The organism is SAR324 cluster bacterium (genome assembly GCA_015232315.1).
Lineage (GTDB): Bacteria > SAR324 > SAR324 > SAR324 > NAC60-12 > JADFZZ01.
In genome coordinates this window covers 24,059-44,424 of the sequence record JADFZZ010000005.1, presented here as the reverse complement: position 1 = coordinate 44,424, position 20,366 = coordinate 24,059, and the positions used below count along the sequence as shown (strand labels likewise).

Below are 20,366 nucleotides of genomic sequence, written 5' to 3'. Positions count from 1 at the left end.
GATCAACCTCCGTTGAGGGTAAAATTAATTTTTTGCAGGAGAACTACCGCTTGCGCGGCAATGCCCTCCTCTCGCCCGACAAACCCCAACTTTTCAGTGGTTGTGGCCTTAATGGAAATTTGTGACACTTCGGCATTCAGAACAGATGCGATATTGTTTTGAATGGCGGTCATATAGGGCATGATTCTGGGTCGTTGGGCCATGATGGTACAATCAAGATTAACCAGAGTGTATTGCTGCTGCACAATTTTCTGATAGACACGTTTCAGCATTTCCATACTGTCGGCATTTTTATACCGACTGTCGGTGTCCGGGAAATGTATCCCGATATCTCCGAGCGCCAGTGCGCCTAACAAGCCATCCATGATCGCATGTGCCAGAACATCCGCATCGGAATGCCCCAATAAGCCTTTTTCAAAAGGAATCCTGACACCACCCAATATCAAATTTCTTTCCGTGACCAGCGGATGAACATCAAATCCTGAGCCTATTCTGAACATGAAACACCTCTGAAAAAAATATTATCGTGTGGTTGCGATCGACAGAAATGAACGATATCTGAGTGACAATAATCAAACTCTGTAAAAAATCAATCTTGACCAGTACATTCCACTGTGTTATTTCCTTGCCCGTTTTGCAGACAGGCTGCAGCACTTTTTCTACAAAGTGAAAATATTCTCCCGATCGAATCAGCCCGTCTTCAAAAACATCATGTTACGCTTGTAACCCATGTTGATGTTATTGTGCCAACCATCTACGTACACACCTGTTATTTGATGTCAAATATCTCATCCAGTGATGCTTATGGACTATAAACAAACGATTATTGAAAACGCCTGGGGCGGTCTGAACATGGACTTTGGGTTGTTGCATGTGCAGTTGGCAACTCCAGTTATGGTGGCTATTATTATTCTGGTTATGATTTTTACGCTCAACAAGCTTTTGTTTCAGCCTGTTTTAAGGACGCTGGACAATCGTAATAAAATTGTCAGGGAATCCAGCAACAGTACGGCCAAAGCCCGTGCGGAAATGGAATCACTCAAAAAAGATTATGAAGTCAGATTGATTGAGTCGAGAAGAGTGATTCAGGATGTGTTTCATCAATCGTATGAGGAAGCTCAGGCACGACATGAAGAACTGGTCCATGATGCTCACGTTTTCAGTGAAGCAGAACTTGAAAGAGGCCGTGGAACCCTTCAAAAAGAAACTGCCGACGCAAAAGCACAATTGTCCGCCTTGTCCGATGAACTTGCTTTAATCACTGCCAATTATTTGCTCAATTAGGATGCACATGAAGATTAAATCTTTTTTTCTGGGAACAGGTTTATTGACGATCATCCAGAGCACACTGGTGTTTGCTGCAGAAGAAGGTGGACATGCCCCGTCACCACTGGATTTTGTCTGGAAAGTAGTGAATTTTGTCGGGTTGCTGATCATTCTTCACTATTTTGCTAAAAAGCCCATTGTCAATGCGTTGCGATCGTCTTCAGAAAGCGCAAAGAAAGAACTGGAGGATGCCCGTCAAGCTAAAGAACAAATCATACGGGACATGAATGCATTTCGTGATAAAATCGCAAACATGCAAAAAGAAACAGAAGCCATGGTTGTGAGAGCACGTGCGGATGCGGAAGTAGAAAAAAATAAAATCATTGCAGATGGGGTGCTTGTTGCTCAAAAAATCAGGGAACACGCCCAGTTCACTATACAGCAGGAATACAAAATTGCGGAGCAACAACTCAAGGAAATGGTTGCGCAACAATTTGTTGAATTGGCCGAAACAAAAATTAAAAATCAGATCACTTCAACCAGTCATAAAAATTTAGTTAACCAGTATGTGAACCACATCACTCAAACCGGAGACCACAAGTGAGCCAGTTCGTCGTAGCCAAACGATATGCCAAGGCTTTAGTCAGTCTTGTTGATACCGAAAAAGAATTAGAAGAACTGGGGAACGCCCTGACAGAGATTGCTCAGATCTATGGTGAATCCACAGAACTTCAACATGTCATGATTGACACTAAAATCAGCACTCAGATCAAAAACCAGATTCTGGTTGATGTGATGAAAAAACAAAAAATCAATGCGGTGGTACAAAATTTTGTTCAATATCTCTTAAGCAAACGCCGTATTGTATTACTCCCCGACATTCAATCCGCATTCTCCCGTCTGGTGATGGAGAAACTTGGACGATTGGAAGCAGAAGTCACAGTTGCTGAAGAATTGTCCAAATCCGCTCTGAAAGAACTGGAATCGCAATTGTCGCGTTATTCCGGAAAAACTGTCAGTGTTGTTCAGAAAACTGACCCTTCCATTATTGGTGGAGTGGTTACCCGTTTAGGCTCCGTCATCATTGATGGAAGCATTCGAAACCAGTTAAACAGTGTTCGACAATCTATTAGCAGAGGTTAATTGACCATGAAAATCCGAGCTGAAGAAATCAGTGAAATTATCAAAAAGCAGATTCAGAGTTTTGACAAAACCCCTACTACAACTGAAGTCGGGACTGTCTTACAGGTAGGCGATGGTATCGCGAGAGTTTACGGTCTGGACCATGTGGTTGCTGGAGAACTGGTGGAATTCCCACACGGTATCATTGGTATGGCCCTCAACCTGGAAGAAGATAACGTTGGCGTTGTTATTTTCGGTGGCGACCATGACATTAAAGAAGGTGACATGGTTAAACGAACAGAACGTATCGCGGAAGTTCCCGTTGGTGAAGCTTTGCTGGGCAGAGTGGTGGACCCACTAGGAAAACCTATTGACGGAAAAGGCGCGATTAACGCAACGGCCACCCGACAAATTGAAGTCATTGCTCCGGGAATTGTTGCGCGAAAATCTGTTCATGAACCGATGTTGACAGGTTTAAAAGCGATTGACGCGATGGTTCCTGTAGGACGTGGACAGCGCGAATTGATTATTGGAGACCGCCAGACTGGAAAAACAGCGATTGCGATTGACGCAATCATAAACCAGAAGGGTGGGGATATGATTTGTATTTATGTGGGAATCGGACAGAAGCGATCCACCATGGCGCACATCGTCCAAAAATTGGAAGATTCGGGTGCAATGGAGTATACCATTGTTGTTGCGGCAACCGCCTCTGAACCAGCACCACTTCAATTCCTTGCACCTTATTCAGGGTGCAGCATGGGTGAGTATTTCAGAGATAAAGGGAAACATGTTCTCTGTATTTATGATGACTTGTCAAAACAAGCGGTAGCATACCGACAATTGTCACTGTTGCTGCGACGCCCTCCAGGACGGGAAGCCTATCCCGGTGACGTGTTTTATCTTCACAGTCGCTTGCTCGAACGTGCCTGCAAACTCAATGAAAATTATGGCACTGGCTCATTAACAGCTCTGCCCATTATTGAAACACAGGCCGGTGACGTTTCCGCTTATATTCCAACCAATGTGATCTCTATCACAGACGGACAAATCTTTTTGGGATCGGAACTGTTCAATGCTGGTGTGCGACCTGCGATCAACGTAGGGTTGTCAGTCTCACGAGTAGGTGGCGCGGCTCAGGTAAAAGCCATGAAACAGGTTGCGGGGACTCTGCGACTTGATCTGGCACAATACCGTGAAAAAGAAGCCTTCGCTCAATTTGGTAGTGATCTGGATAAATCAACCCAGCAACAGCTTGCACGGGGACAACGTCTTGTGGAAATGTTGAAACAACCACAATTCAGTCCATTGGCATGGGTGGATCAGGTTCTCGCTATTTTTTCAGCGATCAATGGCTACCTTGATACATATCCTGTCAGTGCTGTGAAAAAATTTGAAAAAGAATTTCTGACAGTAATGACCTCGCAGGAATCACAGTTACGCAGCCAAATCATCAAGGATCAGAAACTTGATGATAACTCAATCAAAAAGCTGAAAGGCATTTTGGAAAATTTCTGCAAAACTTTTCAGCCTAACTAATTATTGGGTGGACGCCGATGCCTAGTTTAAAAGAAATTCGAACTCGTATATCGAGTGTAAAAAGCACGCAGAAAACGACAAGTGCCATGAAGATGGTGTCTGCCGCTAAATTGAAGCGTGCGGAAAATGCCATCCATGCGGCACTGCCGTATTCTCAGAAAATGCGACAAGTGGTTTCTACCTTGAGTTCTAACTTCAGTGAAGAGACCCATCCTTTGTTTCGAAAGGCTGAAGGAAACCGAACAGCGATTATTCTGATCACTTCAGACCGTGGATTGTGTGGAGGATATAACGTCAATTTGTGCAAGAATCTCGCCGGCTATCTTCAGCAAGAGAGATTAACGGACTATCAGTTTTATGTCATCGGACGCAAGGGACGTGATTATTTCCGCAAACAAGGAACTTTCAAAAAAACCTTTATGGGAATTTCTCCAGCAGATCAGTACTCTGTTGTTCAGGATATTTTCAACGATTGTCTGAATGCGTTTGAAAATCAGCAGATTGACCGGGTGGTGCTGGCGTATAACCATTTTGTCAGCACTGTCACACAAAAACCTGTGATCACCGAACTGCTTCCCATCATGCCCCCGGCAGATGAACTTCAGGATGAACGGGAAACAGTCTTTGAACCATCTCTTGCCGAAATTCTGGATACCCTCCTGAAAAAATATGTGGAAAACCAGATTTTTGTGGCATGGCTTGATACAATCGCAGGAGAACATGCGGCACGCATGATGGCCATGGATTCAGCAACGAAAAACGCTGCTGAAATGATTGGAAAACTGCAATTGTTCTACAATCGTTCTCGTCAGGCCGCGATCACTAAAGAACTTATTGAAATCATCAGTGGTGCAGAAAGTCTGTAACTTTAACTTTCTCTGCAATCTTCATCATAACTTGTATACAAGAGGCTAGGAATGAATACAGGCAAGATTATCCAGGTCATGGGACCCGTTGTGGATGTGGAATTTGAATCAGGTCAATTGCCCGCCATTTATAATGCTCTTGAAATCAACTATCAGATTGACGGCAAAGACACACGCCTCATTTGTGAAGTTCAGCAGCATCTTGGAGAAAGTACTGTTCGGACCGTTTCAATGGGATCAACCGATGGATTGGCCCGTGGAATGAAAGTTGGGGATCTTGGTGAACCTATCAGTGTTCCAGTTGGTCCCGGTGTTTTAGGCCGAATTATTAATGTGATCGGAGAACCCGTTGATGAATTGGGGCCTGTCACGCACGAAAAAAGATATCCTATTCACCGAGACGCTCCAGCTTTTGAGGAACAAGTCACATCACAACAAATGTTTGTGACTGGAATTAAAGTTCTGGATTTGCTCTGCCCGTTTTCCAAGGGTGGAAAAATTGGTTTATTTGGTGGTGCTGGTGTGGGCAAAACCGTGGTCATTATGGAATTGATCCGGAATATCGCCGCTGAACATGGAGGTTTTTCTGTGTTTGCTGGTGTTGGTGAACGAACCCGTGAAGGGAATGACCTGTGGAATGAAATGAAAGAATCAGGCGTTCTTGATAAAACCAGTCTGGTGTACGGCCAAATGAACGAACCGCCTGGAGCTCGTGCTCGTGTAGCGTTGACCGGACTCAGTGTCGCTGAGTATTTCCGTGATGAAGAAGGTTCAGACGTGTTGATGTTCATTGACAATATTTTCCGTTTTACCCAGGCCGGTTCTGAGGTTTCCGCTCTTTTGGGACGGATTCCTTCCGCGGTAGGTTATCAGCCAACGCTTTCCACAGAAATGGGTGAATTGCAGGAACGGATCACCACCACCAAAAAAGGATCCATCACCTCTGTTCAGGCTGTTTATGTACCAGCGGATGACTTGACTGACCCTGCTCCAGCAACAACATTTTCCCATCTGGACGCAACCGTTGTTCTTTCCCGACAAATTTCAGAGTTGGGAATTTATCCTGCTGTGGATCCACTCGATTCAACCTCTCGAATTCTTACGGCGGATGTGGTTGGTGACGAACATTATACTGTGGCCAGAAATGTTCAGCAGATCCTGCAACGATATAAAGGTTTGCAGGACATTATCGCGATTCTGGGGATGGATGAACTTTCCGAAGAAGACAAGGCGGTGGTCGCACGCGCCAGAAAAATCCAGAGATTTTTATCCCAGCCATTTTTTGTGGCAGAAATTTTTACTGGAAAGTCCGGGCAATATGTAGATGTCAAAGACACTGTTCGAGCGTTCAAAGAAATCCTGGAAGGTAAACATGACAATTTGCCTGAACAGGCTTTTTATATGGTTGGAACCATTGAACAAGCTATTGAAAAAGCAAAAGAAATGGCATAAGCCTGAGCAATCTTTTCTGTAATTTCATCTTGAGGATATTAAATGGCAAACCAATTACAATTGGAAATTGTGACACCTCAAAAAAGGATTCTTCAAACCACAACCACTTCTGTGACTCTTCCAGGTAGTATTGGTGAGTTGGGGATCCTTCCTGAGCATATTCCGTTGCTGACAACGCTGAATTCCGGAGTTCTGACTTATCAGGACAATGGAAAAACGCAGGCTATTGCCATTCACTGGGGTTATGCACAAGTTGAAGGAAACCGTGTCACAGTTCTGGCTCAACTGGCAGAACCTGCCAGTGAAATTGATACAACCAGAGCCCAGACCGCTGAAAAGAAAGCGGTTCAAGTTCTGACTGAATTGATTCATTCCCATTCGGCCGGTGATGATGAGCTCAAACGCATGGATAAATTTGAGGCAAAACTCAAACGTGCACTAGTCCGGCAACAAGCCGCGCGCTATCAATAATCAAACAGGGTGCCTGCAGGTACCCTGTACCCCGCCCTTATTTCTCCATAAATTCAACGTATTTACTATCAGGTTGAGTTAAACGTCTCGTTGATCCATATATCCAGACACACAAGTTGATTTTTTGATTGTCTGTGAATCTTGTGAAAGAAAATACTTTCTTGTATGGATCTTGTGAAAGATGATTCTGAATTATTCACTATTTATCCTCTTTGGCAGAACAGAGTTCGGAAATTATCACGTTGTTTGTTTTTGGGACTAAGGGCTCGTGCAAGAATAAGATTTACACTATGGTGTCGTCAGGAGGGATCTCGTCCCATATCCCCTGTGGACATGATCAGGACTGAATCTCTCAAACTATAAAGGTTATTTACGCACGAGCCCTAACCGAACTGTTTCGTCTGCAACTCTTTAACTCAGGAAAAGTATGAAAGAGTATCTCACGTATTTCTGGATAGTTTTGACGATTTTGTCTGTCATAGTCTCAGGCTGTGAATCAGACAAGCCTGCTGATGAGGTGACCAGAGACGAAAAAGCGCAAACAGTGAATAACAAGGAAAAGGAACAGGAAAAACAACAGCGCAGTTCCAATGTGGAAATCATGCAATTGACTCCCCAGAAATTTAAGATTTATAAATCATTTGTCGGAGAGTTGTTTCCCAATAAGCGGATCACACTGAGATCCGAACGTGAGGGAACAGTCGAGAGTGTGAGCTTTGAAGAAGGAATTCATGTGGAGCAGAATCAGGATCTGGTCCATATTTCGACTCATGAGCTGGAATTGAGAGTTGAACTGGCAAAGTCTGATCTTGATCTGGCCAAATCCAATTATGAAAGAGATCAGAAACTGTTTGAAAAAAAACTGGTGGCACCCTCACAGAGAGATCAGATGTATCATCAATTTCAGACAGCAAAACAATTACTTCAACTCTCGCAATTGGAACTTGCCAAGTCAGTTCTGGTCTCGCCCTTGAAAGGAATCGTTAAAAGCCGGCATGTGGAAAAGGGCGAGTTTGTCAATAAAGGCCAGATGATTGCTGAAATTCTTGACATGCAGCAACTTAAAATCATGATTTATGTTCAGGAACAGGACATTGTTTTTATAAAGTTAAATCAGAAAGTGGACGTTTCACTTTATGTTCAGGAAAAGAATTTTGAAGGACAAATCACCAAGCTTGGCATTGAGGCCGATTCCACAAACAGGGGCTTTCCCATTGAAATTTCAATTCCCAACGTGAAGGGTGAATTGCGTTCGGGTATGCTTGCTAAAGTGAACATCATGCTCAATGAATATCAGAATCAACTGGTTATTCCGCGTCATACCATTCTGGAACGTGAAAATGGGAAAGCTGTTTTTGTGTTTGACAATGAAAAAGTGGTTGAACGAAAAATCAAACTTGGTGAAAGCCATCAGGAATATGTCCGGATCATGGAGGGGCTTAAATTTGGCGATTGGCTGGTTGTCAAAGGACAGCATGAATTGAGTGATAAATCTTTGGTGAATGTTCGGAATCTGATACAACAACCCGCACTTTAACAAAACTATTTGCCCCAATATTCCATCATTGAAAAACTATGAAAATCAGTCAAATCGCTATTAAAAATCCGGCATCTGTCTATCTGTTCACAGCCATGATCGCCATTTTGGGGATGATATCTTATGCCGGCCTGCCCAGAGAATCCAGTCCGGATATCCAGATTCCCCTGCTGATTGTCGTCATTCCCTTTCCAGGTGCGTCCCCGGAAGATGTGGAATCCCTGATCACCCGTAAAGTTGAGGTCGAATTTCAAGGACTGGAAAATCTGAAAAAAATCAATTCAACATCGACAGAAGGCGCGGCCACCATCACACTGGAATTTAATCCGGATTTTGATGTCAGCGCCGCTCGAACCAAGGTGAAGGAGGCTCTGGATAAAGTGAAACCGGAACTGCCGGAAGAAGCTGAAGATCCCATGGTGAATGAAATCAAACTATCAGAACAACCCATGATGATCATCAATTTATCCGGGGAAATTGGTCTTTATCGGTTGAAGGAGGTTGCGGAAGAATTGAAGGATCAGATTGAGACCATTCCCGGAATCCTTGAAGTACGGCGTGTGGGAGGATTGGAACGTGAAATCAGGGTTTATGCCAACCCTGAAAAATTGAGACACTACCGGCTGGATATGAGTCAGTTGACACACGCCATTGAGATGGAAAATACCAATATCCCCGGTGGAACCATCACGATGGGACCTATGAAATTTCTCATTCGGGTTCCCGGTGAATTTGAAACTCCGGAAGGCGTGGAAAACGCACTTGTCAGTTCCACTGGACAAGTACCGGTGCTGGTGAAAGATATTGCGCATGTTGTGTTTGGCTTCAAGGAAGTCGTCAGTCGTTCCCGTCTGGATCAAGTGGAATCTGTTTCTCTCAGTGTGGTCAAGAGAAGTGGCGCTAACCTGCTGGCTATCAGAGATGAAATCAGAAGCATGGTGGATCGGAAACAGGAAGAATACGACAAACAGGTTCGATTGAAAATTCTTTCTGATCAAGGCAACTGGATCAAACGTCTGGTGACAGATCTGGAAAATAACATCATCTCCGGATTTATTCTTGTGTTCGTAGTACTGCTAGTGGTGATGGGGGTCCGCAATTCATTATTTGTTGCGGTGGCGATTCCTCTTTCATTTCTGATGACTATGGTCATTCTGGACCGGATGGGGTTCACCCTCAACATGATGGTGTTGTTCAGTCTTATTCTGGCGTTGGGAATGCTGGTGGACAATGCGATTGTTGTTGTAGAAAATATTTATCGCCATCTTCAATCTGGCAAACCTCGTCTGGAGTCTGCGTTGATCGGTATCAATGAAGTTTCGGTACCCATTGTGACTTCTACGTTAACCACACTGGCGGCCTTTGCGCCCATGATGAGTATGCCGGGGATTGTGGGGGAATTCATGTCATTTCTGCCTAAAACCCTGATTGTCGCATTGACGTGTTCACTGGTAGTGGGATTGCTCATCAATCCGGTGCTATGCTCAACCATGATGAAAATTCCCAAAGACGCGCATGACCATGCGGATGAAATTCAGATTCTGGAACATTCACGATTTTTAAGATGGTATCGTGTGGCTTTAAACGTATGTCTACGATTTAGAGTATCAACTCTGCTTCTTACCATAATACTGTTTTTTACCATGATCGGGGCTTATGCCAGTACCACTTTAAAACGGCGTGGTGTTGAGTTTTTTCCGGTCACAGAACCCAATGAAGCGGTGATCAACATCACGGCACCAATGGGCAGTACGCTGGATTTTTCTGATTCGGTTGTCAATCAGGTCGAGCATTCTATTGAAAGCTACCGCGACAGCATGAATGCAAGCGTGGCTAATGTTGGTCAGCGTCGAGGTTTTGGTGCTCAGGATGCGGGGTCCTCCACCACGTTTCTCAGTCATGTTGTTATTGAGTTTCCAGACTGGCAACATTGGAATCTTCGTCCGTCTGATGTGATTTTAAAGCTCCGTGAATCATTGAACGGAATCACCGGCGCAGAAGTCAGGGTCAGTAAAAACCAGATGGGACCGCCTCAGCAACCGCCAGTCAATATTGAAATCAGAGGCGAAGATTTCAAGGTAATGAAAAAAATTGCTGAAGGCATCAAACAAAAAATCAAGGATTTACCGGGACTGGTTGACCTGAGAGACGATTTTGATCAGAGTCGCCCGGAAGTGAGAGTGGAAATTGACCGTGAAAAAGCCGGTAGACTGGGGCTGAGAGCCATGGATCTGGCAATGACTGTTCGAACAGCGTTCAATGGTCGAAAAGTGTCTGTCTTCAGGGATGGTAAGGATGAATATGACATTGTGGTGCAATTGGATGAGGAATTTCGACAGGATATTCAGAACCTTGAAAATCTGTATATCTATACACCGACCGGGAAAGGAATTCCTCTGAGCGAATTGGCTGATATCCGGACAGGTCCCGCCTTTGGTTCTATCCGACATGTGGATCTTGACCGGGTTTTGACCGTGTCCGCAAATGCTGAAGGCTTGCCTGGAGCGGTTGTGTTGCAGAGCGTTCAGAAAGCTTTGGTGGATTTTGAACTTCCCAAGACTTACACGCTTAAATTTACAGGTGAGAATACAGACAGGGATGAAACCCAGCGTTTTCTCATACAGAGTTTTTTTATTGCCATTTTTTTCATCTACATCATCCTTACCATGCAATTCAATTCGTTGATGGTGCCCTTGATCATTCTCAGTTCCGTCATTCTGTCATTGATGGGCGTTTTTATGGGACTCATGATTCATGATGTGCCCTTCAGTGTGATGATGGCAGGAATCGGCGTTGTCTCGCTCGCGGGAATTGTGGTCAATAACGCCATTGTTCTGATTGATTTTATCCAGCAATTGACCCGTCGTGGAATTCCCCGTGATGAAGCGATCGCTCTGGCCGGCATGGCACGGATGCGCCCTGTGATGCTCACCGCGATCACTACGGTTCTTGGATTGGTGCCTGTCGCGATTGGCATGGATCTTAATTTTTACCGATGGCCAATCGCAGTTTTTGGCGCGGAAAGCAGCACTTTCTGGAAACCGATGGCCAATGCGATTATTTATGGATTATCAGTGGCCACATTCCTCACGTTGTTTGTGGTCCCGGTTCTTTATTCAACTCTGGATGGACTAAAAAACTGGCTTTCGAAAAAAATATTCAGAAAATAATTTGTGCTGGTGTACGCTCCTGAATTGTTGATACAATTTTCCGAGAGCGATTTTAAACTACAATCAACGTTCCGATCAGTCATCGTGAATATCTCAACCTCCTCTTTTCAGGCAATGGATCCTTTGCTTTTATGCAAAAATCAGATCTTCGAGATTATTTTCTGGACGTAATTGCGTCCAAAATTCAAAAAGGAAAGACACCACTCATTGGATTGGAATACGAAAAATTTATTTTATTGCCCTCCAAACCACCCCGTAAATACCGACCGCTTCCAGTTCTTGAACATGAAGGCATGTTGCCCATTATGGAGTCGTTTTGTTCTGAGATTTCAACGAAAGAAAATCCCTGGGAAAAAATTTATGATGGAACTCATGTGATTGGCCTTCGGGATCAGACGAGTCAAAGTCTGACGATTGAGCCCGGAGGACAGTTTGAGTTATCCGATGCCCCGAGAAAAAATCTGACAGAAGTGCATATTGCGATGACTCAATACCTGAAAGCACTACACTCCGCCGTTGTTCAGCATGACGGAAAAATATTGTTTCAGGGAGTGCATCCTGTGTTCACTCTGGCAGAAATGCCTCTGCTGGATAAACAGCGGTACCATATCATGTATCCCTATATGGCGACCGTTGGCGGACATGGCCAGTGGATGATGAAAGGCACATCGGGCACTCAGGTGAGCCTCGATTATTTTTCAGTGGAAGATCTGGAACGCAAATTTATCATGCTCAATCGACTGGCTCCTTTCCTGAATGTGATTTTTGCCAACAGTCCCTTATTGAAAGGCCAACCGAATGGTTACAAATCGTTTCGGGGACGTATCTGGCTGGATACAGACAACCAACGGGCGGGACTGCCCACTGAATTTGTAAAAAAGTCGTTCAAACTGCAAAAATATATTGATTGGGTTTTACGTGCTTCTCCTTATTTTCTGGTTAGAAATGGAGAATTGAAACCCATGACACATATTCCCTTCGGAAAATTTTTTGAAGAAAACAGCCCGATTGAACCGGATATGAATGATTGGGAACAGCATCTCGGCATGGTTTTTCCTGAAATACGGATTAAGAAAATTTTGGAAATCCGGTGCATGGATTCGCTCAGACCTCAAGACATCATGGCCATTCCAGCATTAACCACTTGTGTTGTGTATAATGAACAGGTTTTTACGAAAATTGAAAAACTGTTGATGGATTTACCCGAAGAGGATTATGGGCTGTATCAAAAGGCTGGTGTGGAACATGGAATGGATACGGAAGTCAACTGGCTGAATTTTAAAAAATTAATCTGGAAAATGATGGAAATTGTCCTTGAACATCTGGGCAGTTCCGAAGAAAAGTGGTTGTTACCCTTTTTTGAAAAATATACCAAACAAGGGAAAGCTCCGGCGGACTATGTGCTTGAACAGTATCATCGAACCAATGATGTCTGGAAATGGCTGGATCAGGAACTGGAAGAATCAGAGTTCCAGAATTCAGCCCAATAATGTGAGTTCGTGTATTAAAATGAAAAACCGATCAGAAGGCCGGCTTTGGCATAACTCATGACGACTTGATCGGTATTTTGATCCTCAGAGGGCTTTGACGTTTGTGTCTGTGTCTCAAAAGTTGTGATCGTATTGTAGCCTCCCAGTTTGAACCCAAGAACAAGGCCACCGATATCAAAATATACGGGAATTTCTAATCCACCAAGCTGGGTTGTTCCATTCAACTGCCATAAATCACCATGATCACTCTGCTGAAAAAAGACGGTTTGGCCTTGTCCCCCGACCAATTGGAAAATGATGCTGGCATTTCCAGGATTAAAGCTGTAGCCCAAAGAAAGTCCGCCAACGTCCTGTGAATACATCAATGATGGATCACCTCCCGCAATTTCCCCGCTTTCCAGCACCTGCCGCAAAGATCCCTGTTCCCTCGTACTCCAGAATCCAATGACAATGCCTGAAGGAGTGCGATAGAGATAATCTAAAGAAACGGAACTGGCTGTTGCGCTCATCTCAGCGGCAATTTCGGATGTCTCACTGTTTAAGGTTCCCTGAATACCGGAAAACACCATCGTTAATTTGTGTTTTCTGGCAGAAGGATCGTCTGTCGTTTTGATGGTGAAAGAAGCCTCCGTTACATCGCCTGTAATTTGTTTCACCAGCGATTTAATGAGCGTTGTCCATGCTTCAGGGGCACAAAACTCACAATAACTGGTATATACCCGGTTATAATCCAGCAATGTGACATTGAGGCGGGTGGCGGTTCCTGTACGCACAATCATGAAGCGAAAGAGATATGAAATATTCAGTTGTTCCAGTGTTTTCCGATAACAACGTTCTGTGACACAAACACTCCGGTCCAGTGTTTTATTGGCAACACGGTGAGCACTCCAGAAATGAGAAGGTTTCATGATTTCATAATGGTGTGCAAGCTCCCCCGCGAAGGTCTCGGCCAGCAGTTTTTTTTCTTCATAACTGAAAATACCCACAAAAGTAATCGGCGCGATAAAGGCTTGAGGTAACTGGGCTTTGACTTCAACCGATTTACCGGTTTTAATTTCAGGAGCTTCAGGCGTGGTTTCATCAGGACCATGCAATTCCCGAAAAAGCTCAGGATTCAGCAATTTTAATCTGTCCAAAGGAATGGGCGTAGGCTTTGCGGGTTCCAGGCCGGGTTTAACTGTGGTCATCATTCCAGGTTCTACATCCACCTCCCCCAAACCTTGAGAATCAGAAACACTCACAAGGCCTTCCACGGTCAAAACTTCAGATTCCGCATCAGTTCCAGTGACCTCAAAGTCGGTACCTTTCACACCGATGGTCGCTGTAGGCGTCTTGACTTTGACCATTCCGGGTCGGCCTCTGGGACTAATGATCGCACGCATTTTTCCCAACAGGGAACCAAGAAACCGGTATTGTTTTTGCGAACCAAAGGGATTTATTTTCCCCAGAAAACCTGATTTATTTTCCGAATCCAACTGGAGTTCCCGTAGGCTGAACTGGCTGTTTTCTCCAATCATGATTTGATCCGAAGAAATAAGGGATAAGGTGGCCGTTTGTCCGGAGACGGTTGTGATTACGTCGCCTTCAAAAACAGGAATCCTGTTTCCTGGAAGTATTGAAACCTGTGAGTTGCGATTAATTTTCAGATTCACAGGATCCGCCTCCACAAATCCAGCCGACACATAGGGACCCGGTGCTTCAAATCCCGGAATGCTCGCGTTTTTATAGACGGAGTCTGTTACCAGATTCACTTGAGGACCGAGCATCATTTTTTCCTGAACGAACTGGAGGGACTCCCCTTTTTTGATTCTCAGTGTCGTTTCACCGGGCATCAGTCGGGAATCCTGTTCAAGGCGACGGACCTCTTCGTGTGACAAATATTGATCAACGTCCTCAATAAGCACTTCCCCCTCAGCAACACTCCATTGAACCGGTTCATACATCCCGTTTATGAATAAATGTGCATGGTTGATCTGCATTGAGATTCCATTGAGTGTGATATTCAGGGCAGAGTTTGATTCATCACCGTTGATCAGTAAATGTGCCACACCTTCCACGTTATAAACAGATCGTCGTGTCGCAGGATCTTTGGTAAAAACCGAGCCATTTGTCAGCACCCAAATCTGGCGATCAGAAATTGCTGACACCAGGAATGCACGGTTTAATTCGGCTGGATTTACAGGATGATAGGGGATTTTTTCTGATTGTGTTTCCTTGTTGTCTTTCGGCAGAATTCGTACCGGTTTTTTCAGATTCCAGTCTTGGGGAGTCATCTCAATGAGTTCACCATCATCAACCATGACCATTTGTCCCTGATGGTGCAAAAGGCCTGGATATTGGGCATAAAGATTACTCTGATACAGGATTAAGCCAAGGATCAATATCAGGGGAGGAAAACAAAATTTTATCATAGTCAATATTGCAAAAGAGGTTTGTGTTTGTCTGGTTGTTCTACCATTTACCTTCCTGGAATGTAGTCTTTCACGGAATGTGGTTTGTAGTTGTCAGCTCTATGTTGATAGAACCTGTTGGTCGATTGTTGGTTTATGTTCAAATTTGAATATCTGAAAATAATTCTGTTCTTTTCAGGGAAAAATCACTCCTTTGACAGGCTGGAAATGGTGCGTAAACCTTTCTCAAAAGTTCGGCTGATCAACGTCTGATCTCTGATCCTGGGTATCAGCGGCCAGGTCGCACGTTCTCCTTCCAGAATAAAATTTTCCATGCCTTCCCGGGTGGGATTGGACAATAGTTTATAATACATCAGGGGACTGAACCCCGGATAGATATTGATATCACCTGTATATTTCTGATCAATCACGCCATAAGCCTTACGAACCAACGCACTCTGGGAGGCCAGATTTACCCGCTGGTTCAATGCTTTCACCGCCTGTATGCTGGCCGCATGCATCACCGATGTGGTCAGATCTACAGCAAACGGTGTGAGACCATTTGTGTTCTTGCTCAATAAAAAAGGCAGGATGTGCGGGTTTGCCTGACTGACAATGGAATGATTCACATTATGCAGGCGTGATAAACGGCGGATTGGTAAATCATCATGGATGGAACCATCAATCCATTTTTCGCCGTCAAGATAGGGTTTGATTTCACCATGAATATTTTTGGCAATTAGAGAAACCGGCGGAAATATTCCCGGTACCGCACAGGAAGCCAGACTGCTGTGACTGACCATCACATCCGGTGTTGTCAGATAACTCAACAGTCTTGCTTTTTGGCCTGCACGCACAGGCGATACAGGTATATTGAGCACTCTTCCAGATCGAAGATATGCTTCTTCAAACGTATATTCCCCCACATTTTTTTTGATACATTCTAATAATTGTTGAGAATCCATCAGGGATTTATTGGTCCAGATTCCAGCAACATTCAATACTCTGAAGGCTTCTGTGTTCAGCATTTCAGGAGCATCATACATGGCCTGGATTTCTTTGTCTGAACGAACACAGACAACACTTGCGATGAAGGAGCCCATGCTTGCGCCGGAAATCACTTTGGGAAGCACATCCTGAAGCCAGAGGGCCTTGACGACGCCCAGGTGATAAATTCCCCAGGCGGCACCACCACTCAAGAGCAACGCGGATCGGCCAAAGTTATGCGCAGACTGGGCATACAAAGCGTTTTTTTGAGTGTCTGACATTCCGGGCACAGAGGTCTGACTTAAAAATTCCAGTGACTTTGAGATGGTCTGAAGGTAGGCTTCGATCAAATGTTTGGTGCCTGTCAGTGCTTCCTGATATAAAGCCGGATTACTGATATCTCCCCAGTTGAGATAAAGACTTTCATGAAGAAAATATGCCAGATTCCCTGGATCGTTCTGTTGCAGATACTGGTTGATTTGCGCTGTATGTTCTTTCACCCGTTTCCAGGGATAAAGCGGAGATTCATCGGTTGCTTGCCATTCGGCCGCACCCGTTTTTAAATCAAGTACTTTGGCAATATCAAACCATTCATTATAAGTTCTGGCATTTCCCAACTGATATTCCAATAATTTGATACGTGGCCATTTTACCATGAAACCTCTTTGTCCTGAGATGAATATTGATGTCCCTTCTTGATCAAATAAAAATACTGATCCCCATTGTCAATGAACAAATGAGAAATTGTCAGCAGAATGTCAGCGGATTTCCTGTAACAATGTTGTGTTTGTTCATGGTACTGAGTCTGACAGGCTGTTCAGATTCAGGCTCCTCCAGTTCAGAAAAAAAACAGACCAGTGTTCACATAGAAACCGTGGACATGACAGATGCGGGAAAAACAACATTGGGTGTGATGCGCTATTTATCCGAATCCATTGGGCAACGTACCGCAGGAAGTGAACAAGAAGCCTCGACAAAAAATTATATCGTTCAGGAACTGACAAATCTGGGCTACGAGCCTGAACAACAACAATTTAAGCTGACTAACAGTTCCTTAAACCAGAATACTGACTCGTATAATATTATTGTGACCAAACAGGGTAATGGATCCTATCAACTGATTCTTGGCGCTCATTATGATTCTGTCGGGGTTGGAACCGGAGCGATTGACAATGCGTCAGGCGCAGGGGCGTTGATTGAATTGGCAGGCAGACTCAAAAACAACGTATTGCCCTACACGCTGGTCTTTGTCTTTTTTGGCGCGGAAGAAATCGGTTTGCTTGGGTCCCATGCCTATGTGACTCAGATGTCCGCAGCGCAATGCGAGTCAATTATTGGTATGCTGAATTTTGACACGATCGCGGGAGGTGATTATCTGTATGTGCATGGTGATGATTCTGGTTACCTGAGAGAGCAGGCCTTAACACTTGCAGCGTATCTCAGTTATGAGTTCAGGACTAATCCCGGAAATAATCCAGAATATCCCAAGGGGACAACAGGTTCATGGAGTGACCATGCACCTTTTCATGAAGTGGGAATACCTTATGGAGCCATTGAAGCGACGAACTGGGATATTGGAGAAAAAGATGGCTACACACAAACAGTGGAACAGGGGACACTGTGGCATACCGCCAAGGATTCACTGACATTTATCGAAAGTGCTTTTCCAGGAAGGATCGAACAGCAACTCGAAACGGTCATCAGTCTGGTGACGCATTTGCTGATCAATCTTGAGTTGCCTGAAAACTGGAACAATTCACAGTGTGCTGACAAACAACTCAGAAACATGATTTCTGTTGGGCACAGACACCCGCGACACTAGGAACTACCAAGCTTTTCAAGCTGTTTATTCAGAAACGTTATGCAAAACTGTGCGGATGGACTGTAAAAACCAGATTCATCAGGAGGAAGCAGATGCAACAGGAGGACTAGCAGGTCATAAATTTCCCGGTAACTGCTTTTACCTATTGGCACTGCATGAACATGTACCGTGACATCACCAAGTACTACTTTACGTGGTTTGATTTCATTGACCTGGGATACATCTTTTATTCCGCGTAATTTGATGATGTAAGGGTCCAGTTCTACGATATCCTGATTCTGTATATACAACTGGTCATGAAAAATATCCCTGCCTGTGACTTTGGTCAATCCCACCGCAAATAATGTTTCCGATAAACTTCCCGGTTTTTCTCTGGAAAATGGAGAGAGTATGGTCACATGAAAACGTTTGGAGATACGGTCATCATCAAGTGATGGGAGTTTTTTTGTGTCAAATAGACAAAACAGACAATTTTTAAGATGCCCGGTAAATGATTCATTTTCATTGCCGCCAAACGCGATATGAATTTCCCTGTAGAGCCTGATTGGTGTATCCCGATCCTCTTTATAGTCAATGGTATCCGATTGAACAAACCGTAGTTTTTCAGCGAAGGCTTCATATTCCGGATTTTTCTGTATCATCGGATCCTCTTCAGGTTCCGGATCTGCTACCTGGTCTTCTACAACTTCAACGGGTTCCTGTTGCTGTTTAATCTCCTGGTAATGGTTATATTTTTCTTTTAATTGTTGAAACATCTCACCAAATGTAGCCAGAACCCCCATGCCACGATTGGTGAGTTCCTTGAAACCTTTGGTGACTTTTTCTCCCAATTCATCCAGATCAATCCCGAATTTTTCCGTAGCAGAAATGGCTCGTATGTCATTGAGCACTTCGTAGTCGGAGGTGTCTTCCTTCACTTTCTGAATCACAAACATCATCGTTTTTACCAAATCATCAATAATCAACGGACTCAATTGCTCCAGAAAGCGCATCAGATGCATGCGGGTATCATTCAGTTCGAAAGTATCCTGGTGCAGAAGTTTTTTAGTGAGTGGTTCCTCACTCAGTTCATCCTCAAGGTCAGGATCAATCTGCGTATTCACCACGAGCAATCCAGTCAAAATACGTACCAGATCATAGGGATCCATCCCCTCAAACATATCCTGGGTGCTGATATCAATCAGGAACAGTTTGAGCTTATAGTTTCTTGCTCTGGCAAATTCCATGACATGGGGCGAGGTGTTCAGCACACTGAAATAATCAACACTCGCATTCACAAGCACTCGATCATCACTCAGGCTTTCCAGAATCTCCTCTTTTGTGTGGTTGCGGATAAAATGATACAAAATAGCGGCTTTGTCAGTTTCATCATCGTCTGAATCATCCAGTTCCAAAACTCCATAATTGATGATTTTTTCTGCCAGTTGCTTGAGCAATCCATGGAGATTCTCTTTGTGAAAGGGCATCCCCTCAGCAAACAATCTTTCATCCCTTTCCAACATTTCGATGACGTCATAGGTTGCCGCGAATTTTTTTAAAAAATGATCATGGATCATGTTTTTGCGGGCTTGATGGGAAGTTCTGAGCACAATGTCTGCGCACTCATACAAATTATTCCGGCTGGCCACAGTCAGTTGTATCCAGAAACGTGTTTCAGGGGGAAGTTCATTGACAGCCTGAACACCTCTGGCACAGATACCCCGGATATGTTCAATGAAGACAGGGCTGATGTTTTGTTTTTGTTTTAGTCCATCAAAGGCATTTTCCATTTTTTCAAGCACCAGGAATTCTTGTGCTTGAATCAACTGGTCCAGCCTCTGGTTCGCGTATTGTGGCCTGTTCTGAATCTGATATTGCACAAATTTATCAATGTCTGATTCAGTCTCAAATTTTCTGTTTAATTTTCTGATTGTTGAAAACACACTCATGGGCTTTAACCTTACACATCGTCATACGGTATTTTCATCGAGATAATGCTCGATTTTTGTGATCATAGCACAACCTTTCAGAAACCCACGACAAAAATGAATTTTCAGCACTCTTGCCAAATAAATTTCTATGCGTTAAATTCAAAACATATGAACCACATGGATCGTTGTTGTATCTGTGGGGGGTACTGACGCAATTTTTTGCGTTTTTAGTAGGGGTCCATTGATTTTGTTAAGTCCATGTAACAATAGATGAATGAATAAATCCCATCATGATCAATCCATTGAGAATAAATCTCTTTGGATTTAATTTACCAATGAGGAGG

The 20,366-nt window shown here is 44.0% G+C and carries 15 protein-coding genes; 11 read left to right on the top strand and 4 right to left on the bottom strand.

Annotated elements, in window-relative coordinates; all coding sequences use genetic code 11:
* Positions 1-2 precede the first annotated feature (2 nt).
* On the bottom strand, positions 3-500 hold the full coding sequence (locus HQM11_05855; GenBank protein MBF0350534.1) for a 2-C-methyl-D-erythritol 2,4-cyclodiphosphate synthase: 498 nt from the start codon (positions 498-500) through the stop codon (positions 3-5).
* Between the two features lie 304 nt (positions 501-804).
* Between HQM11_05855 and HQM11_05850 the strand changes: the two genes are divergently transcribed.
* The 10 genes from HQM11_05850 to HQM11_05805 all read left to right on the top strand — a co-directional run bounded on the left by HQM11_05850 (position 805) and on the right by HQM11_05805 (position 12,913).
* Positions 805-1,284 (top strand): ATP synthase F0 subunit B, encoded by a 480-nt coding sequence (locus tag HQM11_05850; protein MBF0350533.1) that lies wholly within the window; start codon positions 805-807, stop codon positions 1,282-1,284.
* A gap of 7 nt (positions 1,285-1,291) precedes the next feature.
* On the top strand, positions 1,292-1,870 hold the full coding sequence (locus HQM11_05845) for an ATP synthase F0 subunit B (GenBank protein ID MBF0350532.1): 579 nt from the start codon (positions 1,292-1,294) through the stop codon (positions 1,868-1,870).
* Positions 1,867-2,409, top strand: coding sequence for an ATP synthase F1 subunit delta (gene atpH / locus HQM11_05840; GenBank protein MBF0350531.1), 543 nt, complete (start codon positions 1,867-1,869; stop codon positions 2,407-2,409). Before HQM11_05845 ends, atpH begins: the two co-directional genes overlap by 4 nt.
* A gap of 6 nt (positions 2,410-2,415) precedes the next feature.
* The gene (locus HQM11_05835; GenBank protein ID MBF0350530.1) at positions 2,416-3,927 is read left to right on the top strand and encodes a F0F1 ATP synthase subunit alpha; all 1,512 of its coding nucleotides are present in this window, start codon (positions 2,416-2,418) and stop codon (positions 3,925-3,927) included.
* Between the two features lie 17 nt (positions 3,928-3,944).
* Positions 3,945-4,793 carry an ATP synthase F1 subunit gamma gene (gene atpG, locus HQM11_05830; GenBank protein MBF0350529.1) on the top strand — a complete coding sequence of 283 codons (849 nt, stop codon included), beginning with the start codon at positions 3,945-3,947 and terminating at the stop codon, positions 4,791-4,793.
* Positions 4,794-4,844: 51 nt separating this feature from the next.
* Positions 4,845-6,245, top strand: a complete 1,401-nt coding sequence (gene atpD / locus HQM11_05825) for a F0F1 ATP synthase subunit beta (protein MBF0350528.1) — start codon at positions 4,845-4,847, stop codon at positions 6,243-6,245.
* A gap of 42 nt (positions 6,246-6,287) precedes the next feature.
* The gene (locus HQM11_05820) at positions 6,288-6,716 is read left to right on the top strand and encodes a F0F1 ATP synthase subunit epsilon (GenBank protein MBF0350527.1); all 429 of its coding nucleotides are present in this window, start codon (positions 6,288-6,290) and stop codon (positions 6,714-6,716) included.
* 427 nt (positions 6,717-7,143) lie between these two features.
* Positions 7,144-8,253 (top strand): efflux RND transporter periplasmic adaptor subunit, encoded by a 1,110-nt coding sequence (locus HQM11_05815; GenBank protein ID MBF0350526.1) that lies wholly within the window; start codon positions 7,144-7,146, stop codon positions 8,251-8,253.
* A gap of 38 nt (positions 8,254-8,291) precedes the next feature.
* Positions 8,292-11,423 carry an efflux RND transporter permease subunit gene (locus HQM11_05810; protein MBF0350525.1) on the top strand — a complete coding sequence of 1,044 codons (3,132 nt, stop codon included), beginning with the start codon at positions 8,292-8,294 and terminating at the stop codon, positions 11,421-11,423.
* Positions 11,424-11,554: 131 nt separating this feature from the next.
* Positions 11,555-12,913, top strand: coding sequence for a glutamate--cysteine ligase (locus tag HQM11_05805; GenBank protein ID MBF0350524.1), 1,359 nt, complete (start codon positions 11,555-11,557; stop codon positions 12,911-12,913).
* A 14-nt stretch (positions 12,914-12,927) separates the two neighbouring features.
* Here the strand turns inward: HQM11_05805 and HQM11_05800 are convergent, their stop codons facing one another.
* Complete coding sequence (locus HQM11_05800) at positions 12,928-15,219, bottom strand: FecR domain-containing protein (GenBank protein ID MBF0350523.1); 2,292 nt, start codon at positions 15,217-15,219, stop codon at positions 12,928-12,930.
* A gap of 290 nt (positions 15,220-15,509) precedes the next feature.
* Entirely contained in the window at positions 15,510-16,946 is a 1,437-nt protein-coding gene (locus HQM11_05795) for a DUF3336 domain-containing protein (GenBank protein MBF0350522.1), read from the bottom strand.
* Positions 16,947-16,975: 29 nt separating this feature from the next.
* On the opposite strand from HQM11_05795, the gene HQM11_05790 reads away from it, so the two are divergent.
* Positions 16,976-18,112 (top strand): M28 family peptidase, encoded by a 1,137-nt coding sequence (locus tag HQM11_05790; protein ID MBF0350521.1) that lies wholly within the window; start codon positions 16,976-16,978, stop codon positions 18,110-18,112.
* On the opposite strand, the gene HQM11_05785 is transcribed toward HQM11_05790, so the two are convergent.
* A complete protein-coding gene (locus HQM11_05785) occupies positions 18,109-20,040 on the bottom strand; it encodes a hypothetical protein (GenBank protein ID MBF0350520.1) in 1,932 nt (643 codons plus the stop codon). The genes HQM11_05790 and HQM11_05785 overlap by 4 nt on opposite strands.
* Positions 20,041-20,366: the final 326 nt, after the last annotated feature.